At 61.5% G+C, this 15017-nt stretch carries 10 protein-coding genes; 8 read left to right on the plus strand and 2 right to left on the minus strand.

Annotation, left to right across the window (positions count from 1 at the left end; genetic code table 11):
• Nucleotides 1–254 precede the first annotated feature (254 nt).
• Nucleotides 255–1910, minus strand: coding sequence for a dihydrolipoyllysine-residue acetyltransferase (gene aceF, locus HX793_RS08010; RefSeq protein ID WP_177094635.1), 1656 nt, complete (start codon nt 1908–1910; stop codon nt 255–257).
• Between the two features lie 11 nt (nt 1911–1921).
• Nucleotides 1922–4567, minus strand: coding sequence for a pyruvate dehydrogenase (acetyl-transferring), homodimeric type (aceE, locus tag HX793_RS08015; RefSeq protein ID WP_016975588.1), 2646 nt, complete (start codon nt 4565–4567; stop codon nt 1922–1924).
• Nucleotides 4568–4950: 383 nt separating this feature from the next.
• Here aceE and glnE point away from each other — a divergent pair, with 383 nt between their 5' ends.
• The 8 genes from glnE to HX793_RS08055 all read left to right on the plus strand — a co-directional run bounded on the left by glnE (nt 4951) and on the right by HX793_RS08055 (nt 14998).
• The gene (gene glnE / locus HX793_RS08020) at nt 4951–7890 is read left to right on the plus strand and encodes a bifunctional [glutamate--ammonia ligase]-adenylyl-L-tyrosine phosphorylase/[glutamate--ammonia-ligase] adenylyltransferase (RefSeq protein ID WP_177051589.1); all 2940 of its coding nucleotides are present in this window, start codon (nt 4951–4953) and stop codon (nt 7888–7890) included.
• 161 nt (nt 7891–8051) lie between these two features.
• Nucleotides 8052–9086, plus strand: a complete 1035-nt coding sequence (waaF, locus tag HX793_RS08025; protein ID WP_177051587.1) for a lipopolysaccharide heptosyltransferase II — start codon at nt 8052–8054, stop codon at nt 9084–9086.
• A 1-nt stretch (nt 9087) separates the two neighbouring features.
• Nucleotides 9088–10149: a lipopolysaccharide heptosyltransferase I gene (gene waaC / locus HX793_RS08030; RefSeq protein ID WP_177094637.1), complete on the plus strand. Its 1062-nt coding sequence runs from the start codon at nt 9088–9090 to the stop codon at nt 10147–10149.
• Nucleotides 10149–11273 (plus strand): glycosyltransferase family 4 protein, encoded by a 1125-nt coding sequence (locus HX793_RS08035; RefSeq protein WP_177051585.1) that lies wholly within the window; start codon nt 10149–10151, stop codon nt 11271–11273. Before waaC ends, HX793_RS08035 begins: the two co-directional genes overlap by 1 nt.
• Complete coding sequence (gene rfaP, locus HX793_RS08040; RefSeq protein ID WP_016975593.1) at nt 11270–12076, plus strand: lipopolysaccharide core heptose(I) kinase RfaP; 807 nt, start codon at nt 11270–11272, stop codon at nt 12074–12076. The genes HX793_RS08035 and rfaP overlap by 4 nt, the downstream gene beginning before the upstream one ends.
• Nucleotides 12076–12810, plus strand: a complete 735-nt coding sequence (locus HX793_RS08045; RefSeq protein ID WP_016975594.1) for a lipopolysaccharide kinase InaA family protein — start codon at nt 12076–12078, stop codon at nt 12808–12810. The genes rfaP and HX793_RS08045 overlap by 1 nt, the downstream gene beginning before the upstream one ends.
• Nucleotides 12807–13559, plus strand: coding sequence for a lipopolysaccharide kinase InaA family protein (locus HX793_RS08050; RefSeq protein WP_016975595.1), 753 nt, complete (start codon nt 12807–12809; stop codon nt 13557–13559). The genes HX793_RS08045 and HX793_RS08050 overlap by 4 nt, the downstream gene beginning before the upstream one ends.
• Nucleotides 13559–14998, plus strand: coding sequence for a lipopolysaccharide kinase InaA family protein (locus HX793_RS08055; RefSeq protein ID WP_177051584.1), 1440 nt, complete (start codon nt 13559–13561; stop codon nt 14996–14998). Before HX793_RS08050 ends, HX793_RS08055 begins: the two co-directional genes overlap by 1 nt.
• The last annotated feature ends 19 nt before the right edge of the window (nt 14999–15017 follow it).

Raw genomic sequence — 15017 nt, forward strand, 5'->3', positions numbered from 1 at the left:
TTCTGTTGCCTGCGGCAAGGTTGCATCATGCGGCGCGGGCTGACAAGAGAGGATGAAGGCTAAGTGCTATAAGGGGGTTATCGGCCGCGAAGGGGATTTCTACAATCGGGGTGATGGAAGGTGTACAAGCCTGTTTTTATTGTCCAACAAACCGGCAAAAAAAGCCCCGCCAAGTGGCGGGGTTGAGGTACGAGCGTGGCGCTCGAAAATCGGTGCAACCAGGCCTCCCGGGTGAACGGGAGGCCTGTTCGTGCTTACAGCAGGATGGTGCGGATGTCGTTCAGCAACTGGCTCAGGCGCTGGGTGAAGCGAGCAGCAGCAGCGCCGTTGATCACACGGTGATCGTAGGACAGCGACAGCGGCAGCATCAGCTTCGGCTGGAACGCTTTACCGTCCCATACAGGCTGGATGGTTGCCTTGGACACGCCCAGGATCGCCACTTCCGGCGCGTTGACGATTGGCGTGAAGCCAGTGCCGCCAATGTGACCGAGGCTGGAGATGGTGAAGCACGCGCCCTGCATGTCGTCCGGAGTGAGCTTCTTGTCGCGGGCCTTGGCAGCCAGTGCAGCGGCTTCGGCAGCCAGTTGCAGCAGGCTCTTCTGGTCGACGTTCTTGATGACCGGTACCAGCAGGCCATCCGGGGTGTCGACGGCAAAGCCGATGTGCACGTACTTCTTGCGGATGATCGCCTTGCCACTTGGCGCCAGCGAGGCGTTGAAGTCCGGCAGCTCCTTGAGCAGGTGCGCGCAGGCCTTGAGCAGCAGCGGCAGCACGGTCAGTTTCACGCCGGCCTTTTCGGCCACGGCTTTCTGCGCAATGCGGAAAGCTTCCAGGTCGGTGATGTCGGCCTGGTCGAACTGGGTCACGTGCGGGATGTTCAGGTAGCTGGCGTGCAGACCGGCCGCGCCGATTTGCATCAGGCGGGTCATCGGCACTTCTTCGGTTTCACCGAAGCGGCTGAAGTCCACGGTGCGGATCGGCGGAATGCCCGAACCACCGGTAGCGCCGCCGGCAGCCGGAGCTTCCTTGGCTTTGTGCATCATGGCCTTGACGTAAACCTGCACGTCTTCCTTCAGCACGCGACCGTGAGGGCCAGTGGCCGACACAGCGTTCAGCTCGACGCCGAACTCACGGGCCAGTTGACGCACGGCAGGGCCGGCGTGAACCTTGGCACCGCTTGGCGCAGGTGCGGCAGCAGCAGGAGCCGGTGCGGCCTCGGCTTTTGCAGCAGGTGCAGGGGCGGCAGCGGCCGGAGCAGCTTCAGCCTTGGCGGCTGGAGCAGCGGCCGGTGCTTGCGCGGCAGCCGGTGCAGCGCCTTGTACTTTTAGCTTGAGGATGAAGTCGCCAGTGCCGACTTCGTCTTCCAGCTTGACCGCGATGCTTTCCACCACGCCGGCAGCCGGCGAAGGGATTTCCATGGAGGCCTTGTCGGACTCCAGGGTGATCAGTGACTGGTCGGCTTCGACGGTGTCGCCGACCTTGACCAGCAACTCGATGATCTTGGCCTTGCCCGACGAACCGATGTCCGGGACGTGGATGTCCTGAACAGAGGCTGCGGCCGGAGCAGCAGCCGGGGCCGCAGGGGCCTCGGCAGCAGCAGGCTTTTCAGCAGGTGCAGGTGCAGGTGCAGGTGCAGCAGCGGCAGCAGGCGCTGCCGCAGGGGCCGCATCAGCGGCACCTTCGATTTCCAGTTCCAGCAGTTCGTCGCCTTCTTTCAGGCGGTCGCCCAGCTTCACTTTCAGGCTCTTGACCACGCCGGCCTTGGGAGCAGGGATTTCCATGCTCGCCTTGTCCGATTCCAGGGTCAGGATGCTCTGGTCGGCTTCGACGGTGTCGCCGACCTTCACAAACAGCTCGATTACTTCACCTTCACCGCTGCCGATGTCAGGTACGCGAATGAGTTCGCTCACAAAAAGTCTCCTCAGCAGTCCAGTGGGTTGCGTTTTTCCGGGTTGATCCCGAACTTGACGATAGCGTCTGCCACCACCTTAGGTTCGATCTCACCACGGTCAGCCAAGGCTTCCAGGGCTGCCAACACCACGAAGTGACGGTCAACTTCGAAGAAGTGACGCAGCTTCTTGCGGCTGTCACTGCGACCGAAACCGTCGGTGCCCAGGACTTTGAATTCCTTGGACGGGACCCACTGGCGAATTTGTTCAGCAAACAGTTTCATGTAGTCGGTCGAAGCGATCACCGGGCCTTTACGGCCGGTCAGGCACTCTTCAACGAAGGTGCGCTGTGGCTTCTGGCCAGGGTGCAGGCGGTTGTGACGCTCTACGGCCAGGCCGTCGCGACGCAGTTCGTTGAAGCTGGTCACGCTCCATACGTCAGCGCCGACGTTGAACTCGTCGCGCAGGATCTTCGCCGCTTCACGCACTTCGCGCAGGATGGTGCCGGAGCCCATCAGTTGCACGTGGTGCGCTGCTTCCTTGGTGTCTTCTTCGAGCAGGTACATGCCCTTGATGATGCCTTCTTCCACGCCAGCCGGCATTGCAGGCTGCTGGTAGGACTCGTTCATCACGGTGATGTAGTAGAAAACGTCCTGCTGCTCTTCGGTCATCTTCTTCATGCCGTCCTGGATGATCACCGCCAGCTCATAGCCGTAGGTTGGATCAAAGGTGCGGCAGTTTGGGATGGTGGCAGCCAGGATGTGGCTGTGACCGTCTTCGTGTTGCAGGCCTTCGCCGTTCAGCGTGGTCCGGCCAGCGGTACCGCCGATCAGGAAGCCACGGGTACGGCTGTCGCCTGCTGCCCACGCCAGGTCGCCAATGCGCTGGAAGCCGAACATCGAGTAGAAGATGTAGAACGGCAGCATCGGCTGGTTGTGGCTGGAGTACGAAGTACCGGCAGCGATGAAGGAGCTCATGGCGCCCGCTTCGTTGATGCCTTCTTCGAGGATCTGGCCCTTCTTGTCTTCCTTGTAGAACATCACCTGGTCTTTATCGACTGGCTCGTAGAGCTGGCCGACGGAGGAGTAGATGCCCAACTGACGGAACATGCCTTCCATACCGAAGGTACGGGCTTCGTCGGGGATGATCGGCACGATGCGCGGGCCGATTTCCTTGTCCTTGACCAGTTGCGCCAGGATGCGCACGAAAGCCATGGTGGTGGAGATTTCACGGTCGCCCGAGCCGTCGAGGATAGCCTTGAGGGTGCTCAGGTCTGGCGTCGGTACGCTGAAGCTGTTGGCGCGGCGCTGAGGCACGAAACCACCCAGTGCGGCGCGGCGCTCGGCCAGGTAACGGGCTTCGGCGCTGTTTGGCTCTGGCTTGAAGAACGGCAGGTTCTCCAGCTCTTCGTCCTTGACCGGGATGTCGAAGCGGTCGCGGAACAACTTCAGGCTGTCGACATCGACTTTCTTGGTGTTGTGCGCAGTGTTCTTCGCTTCGCCGGCACCGGTGCCATAACCCTTGATGGTCTTGGCCAGGATGACGGTCGGTTGTTCTTTGTGGTTGACCGCTTCGTGGTACGCCGCGTAGACCTTGTACGGGTCGTGGCCGCCACGGTTGAGTTTCCAGATCTCGTCGTCGGACAGGTCGGCAACCATCGCCTTGAGTTCGGGCGTGTTGAAGAAGTGTTCACGAACGAACGCGCCGTCTTTGGCTTTGTAGTTCTGGTACTCGCCGTCGATGACTTCGTCCATGCGACGTTGCAGGATACCGTCGACGTCCTTGGCCAGCAGTGGGTCCCAGAAACGGCCCCAGATGACTTTGGTCACGTTCCACTGAGCACCACGGAACACACCTTCGAGTTCCTGGATGATCTTGCCGTTGCCGCGAACCGGGCCGTCGAGGCGCTGCAGGTTGCAGTTGATGACGAAGATCAGGTTGTCCAGCTTCTCGCGGCCAGCCAGGGAGATGGCGCCCAGGGATTCCGGCTCGTCACACTCGCCGTCACCCAGGAAGCACCAGACTTTCTGCTTGCCTTCAGGGATGAAGCCACGGGCTTCCAGGTACTTCATGAAGCGCGCCTGGTAGATCGCCTGGATTGGGCCCAGACCCATGGAAACGGTCGGGAACTGCCAGAAGTCAGGCATCAGCCAAGGGTGCGGGTACGACGACAGGCCGTTACCGTCCACTTCCTGGCGGAAGTTGTTCATGTGTTCTTCGGTGATGCGGCCTTCCATGAACGCACGGGCGTAAACGCCTGGAGAAGTGTGGCCCTGGAAGTAGATCAGGTCGCCACCGTGTTCGTCGGTCGGGGCCTGGAAGAAGTAGTTGAAGCCGATGTCATACAGGGTTGCGCTGGAAGCGAAGCTGGAGATGTGACCGCCCAGGTCCGAATCTTTCAAGTTCGTGCGCATTACCATCGCCATGGCGTTCCAACGTACCAGCGAGCGAATGCGGCGTTCCATGAACAGGTCGCCAGGCATGCGTGCTTCGTGGGTAACAGGGATGGTGTTGCGGTATGGCGTAGTGATGGCGTAAGGCAGTTGCGAGCCGCTGCGGGTCGCGAGTTCGCCCATACGGGTCATCAGGTAGTGAGCACGGTCTTCGCCTTCTTTGTCGAGAACCGATTCCAGGGCGTCCAGCCATTCCTGGGTTTCGACGGGATCGAGGTCTTGCATGGCTTGCTCCAGGGCGGAAAGGCTACCAGAATCGGTTGCCTGAAGTTTGCGACTGGCCTTGTGGGCAGACGACATAAATTCTTGGATGGCCGAAGGTTGCTTCGGCGTCCTGTAGTTTTACTACAAATCGTCGGCCATTTCAGCCTTTCGAATGTATATACGAGTAGTAAAACTACACAAGACTGAGCGTATGGCTCGGTCTGGCTGGTGAGCATAATCGTTATTGTTGATCTTTTGCGAACAAGAAAAGGTGAATGTTTGATGTTGGCTGCCAAAATGAAATTAATTTCAGCTATTTCTAACCTTTGTTCGACAGTCCTTCATAGAGCGTGGTTCTTGCCTTCACAGTCACACGCCATTTACGCGCCGATCAAGGATAGACCATGAGCCTTCCAACACTCGCCGAACTACCGGCCATTCTCTTGCCAAAAGCCCAGCGAGCCGAGCAGTCATTTCGTGACGCAGTGGCCGCGCTGGACGACGATCATGGACTTTCTGCTTGGACGCCGCAACGGTGGGCCGACTTCGCTCGGGTGTGCGCGGCCAGTGATTTTGTCATTGAACAGAGTGTTCGTGACCCTTTGATGTTGCTCGAGCTCGTGGCCTGGGGCGAGCTGGACCGTGGTTTTGCCCCTGACGAGCTGTGCGGGCAGATTGCTGGCGCCGTGCAACAAGCCGAAACAGAAGATGAGCTGGGCCGTGTGCTGCGTCGCCAGCGTACGCGCCAGCAGGTGCGCATCATCTGGCGCGACCTGACCCGCCAGGCGGACCTGGTGCAAACCTGTCGCGACCTCTCCGACATGGCCGACGCCAGCATCGATCAGGCGTATCAGTGGCTGTACCAGCGCCACTGCGTGCAGTTCGGCACGCCCACCGGCCGGCGTAGCGGCGAGCCGCAGCAAATGGTCATCCTCGGCATGGGCAAGCTCGGTGCGGTGGAGCTGAACCTGTCGTCGGATATCGACCTGATCTTCGCCTACCCCGAGGGCGGCGAAACGGTGGGCGTCAAACGCTCTCTGGACAACCAGGAGTTCTTTATTCGTCTTGGTCAAAAACTGATCAAGGCCCTCGATCCAATGACCGTCGATGGCTTTGTGTTCCGTGTCGACATGCGCCTGCGCCCCTACGGTTCGGCCGGTGCACTGGTCCTCAGCTTCAATGCGCTGGAGCAGTACTACCAGGACCAGGGCCGCGACTGGGAGCGCTACGCCATGATCAAGGCGCGGGTCGTTGCTGGCGACCAGGTGGCCGGTGCGCAACTGCTCGACATGCTGCGACCGTTCGTCTATCGCCGCTACCTGGACTTTTCCGCCATCGAAGCGCTGCGCACCATGAAGCAGTTGATCCAGCAGGAAGTGCGGCGCAAGGGCATGGCCGACAACATCAAGCTGGGTTCGGGCGGCATCCGCGAAGTGGAATTCATCGCCCAGGCCTTCCAGCTGATCCACGGTGGTCGTGACCTGAGCCTGCAACAGCGCCCATTGCTCAAGGTACTCGGTACGCTGGAAGGCCAGGGCTACCTGCCGCCGGCGGTGATTGCCGAATTGCGCAATGGCTATGAATTCCTGCGCTACACCGAACACGCGATCCAGGCGATTGCCGACCGGCAGACGCAAATGCTTCCGGACAGCCCGGAAGACCAGGCGCGTATAGCCTTTATGTTGGGCTTTGCCGACTGGGCCGCCTTCCACGAACGCTTGATGTACTGGCGCGGTCGGGTGGACTGGCATTTCCGCCAGGTGATCGCCGATCCTGACGAAGAAGAGGGCGAAGAAAGCGAGTTGGTGGTGGGCGGTGAGTGGTTGCCACTGTGGGAAGAATCCCAAGATGAGGAGGCCGCCTGCCGGCAATTGGCCGAAGGCGGCTTCACCGACGCGACCAAGGCGCTCAAGGCGTTGGCCGGCCTGCGCAACAGCCCGCAACTACGCGCCATGCAGCGTTTGGGGCGTGAGCGGCTGGATGCATTTATTCCGCGCCTGCTTGCCCAAGCGGTGGAGCACGCCAACCCGGACTTGGTGCTGGAGCGCGTGTTGCCGCTGGTAGAGGCGGTCGCCCGGCGCTCCGCCTACTTGGTACTGCTCACGGAAAACCCCGACGCCCTGCGTCGCCTGTTGACCTTGTGCGCCGCCAGCCCCTGGATCGCCGAGCAGATCACCCGCTTTCCGCTGTTGCTCGACGAATTGCTCAACGAAGGCCGTCTGTTCAAGCCTCCGTTGGCGCCTGAGTTGGCCGCCGAGTTGCGCGAGCGCCTGACGCGCATCCCCGAAGACGACCTTGAACAACAGATGGAAGCCCTGCGCCACTTCAAGCTGGCCCACCGCCTGCGCGTGGCCGCCTCGGAAATCGCGGGTAGCCTGCCGCTGATGAAAGTCAGTGACTACCTCACCTGGCTTGCCGAGGCCATCCTCGAACAAGTACTGGCCTTGGCCTGGCGCCAGACCGTGGCGCGCCACGGTTCGCCGCAACGTCTGGACGGCACCTTGTGCGATCCTGGGTTCATCATTGTCGGTTATGGGAAAGTCGGCGGGATCGAACTGGGGCATGGTTCGGACCTGGACCTGGTGTTTATCCACGATGGCGATCCGCAGGCGGAAACCGATGGCGCCAAGCCGATCGACGGGGCGCAGTTCTTCACGCGCCTGGGCCAAAGGATCATCCACTTGCTGACCACGCAGACCAACTCCGGCCAGCTCTATGAAGTCGACATGCGCCTGCGGCCTTCCGGCGCGTCCGGGCTTTTGGTCAGTTCGCTGGGCGCGTTTGACCGCTATCAACAAAATGAAGCCTGGACCTGGGAGCATCAGGCGCTGATCCGCGCGCGGGTGCTGGTGGGTAGCCAGGATGTGGGGCAGGCATTCGAGCAGGTACGGGCTAAAGTGTTGGGGCAGCAGCGGGATCTGGACAAGCTGCGCCAGGAGGTCAGCGAGATGCGTGCCAAGATGCGCGACAACCTGGGCACCAAGACCACGGCGGCCGGCACTAGCGCCAATGCCTTCGAGGCCACGGCGGCGTTCGACCTCAAGCAGGACGCCGGAGGTATCGTCGATATTGAATTTATGGTGCAATACGCGGCTTTGGCGTGGTCTGCGCAACATCCATCGTTGCTGCGCTACACCGACAATATCCGCATTCTGGAAGGCCTGGAGCAGGTGGGCTTGATGCCCGCCGCCGATGCCCATCTGCTGCGTGAGGTGTATAAGGCCTACCGTTCCGCCGCGCATCGCCAGGCCTTGCAAAACGAGGCCGGTACGGTGGCCGGGGATCAGTTCGCCGACGAACGGCGCCAGGTGATGCGAATCTGGAAAGAACTGGGGTTAAGTTGAGTCAACTGTAGGAGCCGGCTTGCCGGCGATGAGGCCCTTGGAATCCATGGAGATCTTTCGGACGTTATCGCTGGCAAGCCAGCTCCTACAATTGTTCGTCTCCTACAGAAAATTTCGATGCGGGGAGGCATAAGCCTCCCCGCATCGTTTGTGGAAACTACATGAATATTCTGATCGTTGGGCCCAGTTGGGTCGGTGACATGGTGATGGCGCAGACACTGTTCCAGTGCCTGCGCATGCGCTACCCGGACTGCCAGATCGACGTACTTGCCCCTGAGTGGAGCCGGCCGATCCTCGAACGCATGCCGCAAGTGCGCAAGGCCTTGAGCTTCCCGCTCGGCCATGGCGCGTTGGAGCTGGCGACGCGCCGTCGTATCGGTAAATCCCTGGCGGGTGAATACGACCAGGCGATCCTGCTGCCGAATTCGCTCAAGTCGGCGTTGGTGCCGTATTTCGCCGGCATTCCCAAACGCACTGGCTGGCGTGGTGAGTTCCGCTACGTGCTGCTCAATGACGTGCGCACCCTGGACAAAGCCCGCTACCCGCTGATGATCGAGCGCTTCATGGCCCTGGCCTACGAGCCGGGGGCCGAGTTGCCCACGCCGTATCCGCGTCCGAGCTTGCAGATTGATCCGGTGAGCCGTGACGTCGCTCTGGCCAAGTTCGGCCTGGAACTCGACCGTCCGGTCCTGGCGCTGTGCCCGGGGGCCGAGTTTGGCGAGTCCAAGCGCTGGCCGTCGGAGCACTACGCCAAGGTCGCCGAGGCGAAGATCCGCGAAGGCTGGCAGGTCTGGTTGTTTGGTTCGAAGAAAGACCATCCGGTGGGCGAAGACATTCGCCAGCGCCTGATTCCGGGCCTGCGTGAAGAGGCGGTCAACCTCAGTGGTGACACCTCCTTGGCCGAAGCCATCGACCTGCTGTCCTGCGCCGACTCGGTGGTGTCCAACGACTCCGGCCTGATGCACGTCGCCGCCGCGCTGAACCGCCCGCTGGTGGCGGTGTACGGCTCCACATCGCCGGGCTTCACACCGCCGTTGGCCGACAAGGTCGAAGTGGTGCGCCTGGGCCTGGAGTGCAGCCCGTGTTTTGATCGTACCTGCCGTTTTGGTCACTACAACTGCATGCGCCAGTTGCTGCCGCAGCCGGTGAATGAAGCCTTGCAGCGGTTGCAGGGCTCTGCGGTCGAGGTCCGATAGTTTGCGCGTACTGGTAATCAAGACCTCATCCCTGGGCGACGTGATTCATGCGTTGCCGGCCCTGACCGACGCGGCGCGGGCGATCCCCGGCATCCGATTCGACTGGGTGGTGGAAGAAGGCTTCGCCGAGATTCCCACCTGGCACCCGGCGGTCGACAAGGTGATCCCGGTGGCGATCCGCCGCTGGCGCAAGAACCTCTGGCAGACCATCAAGAGTGGCGAATGGCGGCGCTTCAAGCAGCAAGTCCAGTCGACCAAATATGACCTGGTGATCGATGCTCAGGGACTGCTGAAAAGCGCCTGGCTGACCCGTTACGTGCGCGCGCCCATCGCGGGTTTCGACAAAAATTCCGCCCGTGAGCCGATGGCTGCACGTTTCTATTCCCGCCGCCTTGCCGTGGCGCGTGGGCAGCACGCGGTGGAGCGTTTGCGTCAACTGTTTGCCGTGGCCCTCGGTTATGACTTGCCCAAGGGCTTGGGTGACTACGGCCTGAGCACTGAAAAACTCCTGGGCCTGCCGCCGAAAAAGCCGTTTGTACTGCTGCTGCACGGTACCACCTGGGACACCAAGCACTGGCCCGAAGCTTACTGGCGCGAGCTGGCCGAGCGCATGGGGCGCCTGGGTGTGGATGTGAAGTTGCCTTGGGGCAATGTCGCCGAAAAAGCCCGCGCCGAACGCCTGGCCCAAGGCCTGCAAAATGCCGAAGTGCTGCCCAAATTGAACCTGGCCGGCGTCGCCCGCGTATTGGCCGGCGCCCGCGCCTGTGTAGCGGTGGACACTGGTCTCGGTCACTTGGCCGCCGCGCTGGATGTGCCGACCATTTCCCTGTTCGGCCCGACCAACCCCGGCCTCACCGGCGCGTATGGCAAGGGCCAGATTCACCTGGCCAGCGACTTCCCCTGCGCACCGTGCCTGCAAAAACAATGTACCTATCAACCGACGGCCGACGACCTGCGTCGGTTCGACCTCAAGCGCGAGTCGCCCCTGTGCTTCACGCGCCTGAACCCTGAGCGTGTGGCAAGCCGACTGAGCACGTTGTTATTGGCTGAGGAGCTGCACTGATGCAACTGGCTTTTGTTTTGTACAAATACTTCCCCTTCGGTGGCCTGCAGCGCGACTTCATGCGCATCGCCCTGGAGTGCCAGCAGCGCGGCCATCAGATTCGTGTCTACACGCTGATCTGGGAAGGCGAGATCCCGCCCGGCTTCGAAGTGCTGGTGGCGCCGGTCAAGGCGTTCTTCAACCATCGGCGCAATGAGAAGCTCAGCGCCTGGATGGCCGCCGACCTGGCCAAGCGCCCGGTAGATCGCCTGATCGGCTTCAACAAAATGCCGGGCCTGGATGTGTACTACGCCGCCGACGGCTGCTTTGAAGACAAAGCGCAAAATCTGCGCCACTCGCTGTACCGCTATTTTGGCCGCTACAAGCACTTTGCCGACTATGAACGCGCGGTGTTCGCCAAGGACGCCAAGACCGAAGTCCTGATGATTTCCGAAGTGCAGCAGCCGCTGTTCATCAAACATTACGACACGCCGCTGGAGCGCTTCCACCTGCTGCCGCCGGGCATTGCCCAGGACCGCCGCGCGCCGCCGAACGCCGCTGAAATCCGTGAGGGTTTCCGTAAGGAATTCAACCTGGGTGACGACGATTTGCTGCTGGTTCAGATCGGCTCGGGCTTCAAGACCAAGGGCGTCGACCGCAGTCTCAAGGCTGTGGCCGCTTTGCCGGCGGAACTGAAAAAACGCACGCGCCTGTTTGTAATCGGCCAGGACGACCCCAAAGTATTCCAACTGCAAAGCGCGACGCTGGGGCTGGGCGACAACGTGCAGTTCCTCAAGGGCCGCAGCGATATCCCGCGTTTCCTGCTGGGTGCCGACCTGTTGATCCACCCGGCGTACAACGAAAACACCGGCACCGTATTACTTGAAGCCTTGGTGGCCGGGCTGCCGGTACTGGTCTCGGCCGTATGTGGTTATGCCCACTACATCGCCGAAGCCGACAGCGGCCTGGTGCTGGATGAGCCGTTCGAACAAGCGCAGCTCAACCAGTACCTGGCGAATATGCTCACTGACACTGCACAGCGCGCGGCCTGGAGCCGCAATGGTTTGGCCTTCGCTGAGACGGCCGACCTTTACAGCATGCCGCAGCACGCTGCGGATGTGATCCTGGCGGAGCCAAAACGATGAAGTTGATTCTTGCCGAACCGTTCAAGACGTTATGGGCCGGGCTTGATGCCTTTGCCGAAGTCGAGAAACTGCAAGGCGAAGTATTCCGCGAGCTGGCGGCGCGTCGCACCCTGCGTACCGTGGTGGATGGCCGTCCGTATTTTGTGAAAATCCACCGTGGCATTGGCTGGGCGGAAATCTTCAAGAACCTGATCACCGCCAAGTTGCCGGTGCTAGGCGCTGGCTTGGAGTGGGAGGCCATCCACCGCTTGCAGGAACTGGGCGTTCCGACCATGACTGGCGTGGCCTTCGGCGAAAAAGGCAGCAACCCGGCGGACCAGCACTCGTTCATCATCACCGAAGAGCTGGCGCCGACCCTCAGCCTGGAAGATGTGACGATCAATTGGGTGGCCGCGCCTCCGGCGCCTGCGTTGCGTCATGCGCTCACCCATGAGCTGGCACGCATGGTCGGCGACATGCACCGTGGCGGTGTGAACCACCGCGACTGCTACCTGTGCCATTTCCTGCTGGACACGGCCAAGCCCATCGATGCAAAGAACATCAAGCTGTCGGTGATCGACCTGCACCGCGCCCAACTGCGCGCGCACTTGCCGTTGCGCTGGCGCGACAAGGATCTCTCCGCGCTGTACTACTCGGCGCTGGAAATCGGCCTGACCCGTCGCGACAAGCTGCGTTTCCTCAAGGGTTACTTCCGCCAGCCGCTGCGCCAGATCCTGGCCGAGCAATCGGCGTCGTTGAACCTGATGCAGCGTAAGGCCGACAAGCTTTACGCACGCAAGCAGCGCCTCGGGGATGCAATCTGATGGCGGGTTGGAACCTGGAACCTGCCTACGCCCATCTGGCGGATGATTTTGGAAGCCTCGAAGCGGTGTTCGCCCTGCAGGGCGAGCGGCTGACCCGTGATCCACTGTCGGAAGTGATCCGTGTGGAGCGCGGCGGGGTCAATTATTACGTCAAGCGCTACACCGGCGCCGGCAAGGGCCTGCGGCGTTACCTGGGCAAGCCTCGGGTCAAGTCCGAGTGGCAGAACCTCAAGCGCTTCGCCAAGTGGGGCATTCCCACCGCCGACGTGGTTGCCTGGGGCCTGGAGCGCAAAGGCCTGGCCTACGACCGTGGCGCGATGATCACCCGCGAGCTGCCGAGGACCGAAGACCTTTCGGTGCTCGCCGAGCGCAACGATGCGCGCCTACGCGACCCCAAGTGGGTCAACGCGGTGAGCCGCCAGCTCGCCGAATACACGCGCACCATGCACGATCATCGTTTTACCCATAACGATTTGAAGTGGCGCAACCTGCTGGTTGATGACCAAGCGACCCTGTACCTGATCGATTGCCCCAACGGCGATTTCTGGCGCGGGTTCTGGCTCAAGTACCGCATCACCAAAGACTTGGCCTGCCTGGACAAAGTGGCCAAGTATCACCTGTCCGCCACCCAGCGCCTGCGGTTCTACATGCAGTACCGTCAGCGCCGGCACCTGAGTGCATCGGATAAAGAGCGGATTCGCCACGTGGTGAAGTTTTTCGAGGGGCGCGAATGAGTGATTTCCTGGCGGCTGAGGACCGTGCGCTGCTGGAGCGCAACGGCCTGGCAACTTTTGATGCCCTATGGGCCAAACAACTGGACGCGGTGGACGAGCCGAACACCAGCAAGGGTGGCTGGAGCAGCGTGTTCCGCCTGGAGCTCGACGGCCACGGCTACTACCTCAAGCGCCAGAGCAACTACCTGACGCGCAGTTTGCACCGCCCGTTTGGCGAGCCGAGTTTTTCTCGCGAATTTCGTAATATCAGTCGGTACCAAAAGCTCGGTATCCCGGCGTTGCAGGCGGCGTTCTATGGCGAGCGCAAAGTGGCCGGCGAACACCGTGCCATGCTGTTGACCCGCGCCCTGGATGGCTGGAATGACCTGGACTCGTTGCTGGAGCATTGGCCTTCGCTCAGTGATGCCCAGCACCGCGCGATCCTGTTGGCCTGCGGCCAGCTTGCACGTCAGTTGCACAGTGTCGGCCAGGTGCATGGCTGTTTTTACCCCAAGCATATTTTTATGCAGGCCAGCGGCGACGGCTATGCCGCGCAGTTGATCGACCTGGAGAAAACCCGCCCGCTGCTGTTCGGCTGGCGTGATCGGGTCAAGGACCTGGAGCCGTTGTTGCGTCGTGCACCGCAGTGGTCTGACGAGCAAGTTCGCCAACTGCTGGCTGCCTACCTCGACCAGCCTGAAGACAGCGCGCTGGCCTCCGCCTGGCTCCAGAAGTTGACCGCTCGCCGCAGCCACAAGGAAAACCGTTGATGCGTTTGTCCGAGCTGAAAACCGCCGGCCGCACGCCGGACTTGCCCCTGACCCTGGAGCTGGCCGATGCGGCGGGCCCTGGCCAGTTGCAACTGCTGAGTCTGTTGCGCGTGTTGCCCGGCGAACGGTATGTGGGCGCCGCCGTCTGGCGTGGCCGTCCGGTGTTGGCCAAGTTACTGGTGGGCAGCAAGGCGGCACGGCATTTTCAGCGAGAACTCACAGGCGTGCGCCTGCTCGCTGAACAGGGGCTGACGACGCCGTTGTTGCTTGCGGACGGGTTGCAAGAAGGCGAGGGTGGTTGGCTGCTGTTCGAATTTATCGAGGGCGCCGAAAGCCTGGCCGATGCCTGGCAGGCCGTCGAAGGGTTGCCGCCGTTGGCTGACGAGCAAACCGCGGTGCTGGCCGAAGCGCTGGGCGCCATTGCGCAGATGCACACCAAGGGGCTGTGGCAGGAAGACCTGCACCTGGACAACCTGCTGCGCCAGGACGGCAAGCTGTACCTGATCGATGGCGCCGGGATCCGCGCCGAAGAGGCGGGCAAGCCGTTGTCGCGCAACCGCGTACTGGAAAACCTCGGCGTGTTTTTCGCCCAGCTGCCGAAGAATCTCGAACCGTTCACCGAAGAACTGCTGGTGTACTACCTGTTGAGCAATGGCGAGCACGCCCTTCCGTTGGAAGCCCTGGAAAAACAGGTGCGCAAGGTCAGCGCCTGGCGCCTCAAGGACTTTTTGAACAAGGTCGGCCGAGAGTGCACGTTGTTCAGCGTAGTGCGTGGCGCTTTCGCCTTGCGCGCCGTTCGCCGCGAAGAAGAGCCGGCGATGCTGCCGGTGCTGGAGCAGGCCGATTCGCTGCTGGATCAGGGCCATTTGTACAAGACCGGTGGTGCTGCCAGCGTGGCCAAGGTCGAAGTGGCTGGGCGTCAGTTGGTGATCAAGCGCTACAACATCAAGGGCTTTGCCCATTGGCTCAAGCGTTTCTGGCGTCCAAGTCGCGCCTGGCATTCCTGGCGCGAAGGCAACCGTCTGGCGTTCCTCGGTATCGCCACGCCCAAGCCGCTGGCGGTGCTTGAAAGACGCTTCTTCTGGTTGCGTAGCCGCGCGTACCTGATCACCGAATACTTGCCTGGCCCGGACATCATCGAACGCTTCGCGCCGTACGTTGAAAACGGTGATGCGCCGGAAAACGAGCTGCAGGCGCTGGATCACCTGTTTGCCGAGCTGATCCGCGAGCGCATCAGCCATGGTGACTTCAAGGGGCATAACCTGTTCTGGGACAAGGATCGCTGGTCGTTGATCGATCTGGATGCCATGTGCCAACACACCTCCGACGCCAGCTTTGCCTCAGCGTATGCCAAGGATCGCGCGCGGTTTATGCGTAACTGGCCGTCGGAGAGTGCGTTGTACAAGCTCATCGATCAGCGCTTGCCAGCTCAGGTCTGATCGCGGTCAAAATGTGGGA

It is taken from the genome of Pseudomonas reactans, from assembly GCF_013387025.1.
In the GTDB taxonomy this organism is placed as follows: domain Bacteria; phylum Pseudomonadota; class Gammaproteobacteria; order Pseudomonadales; family Pseudomonadaceae; genus Aquipseudomonas; species Aquipseudomonas reactans.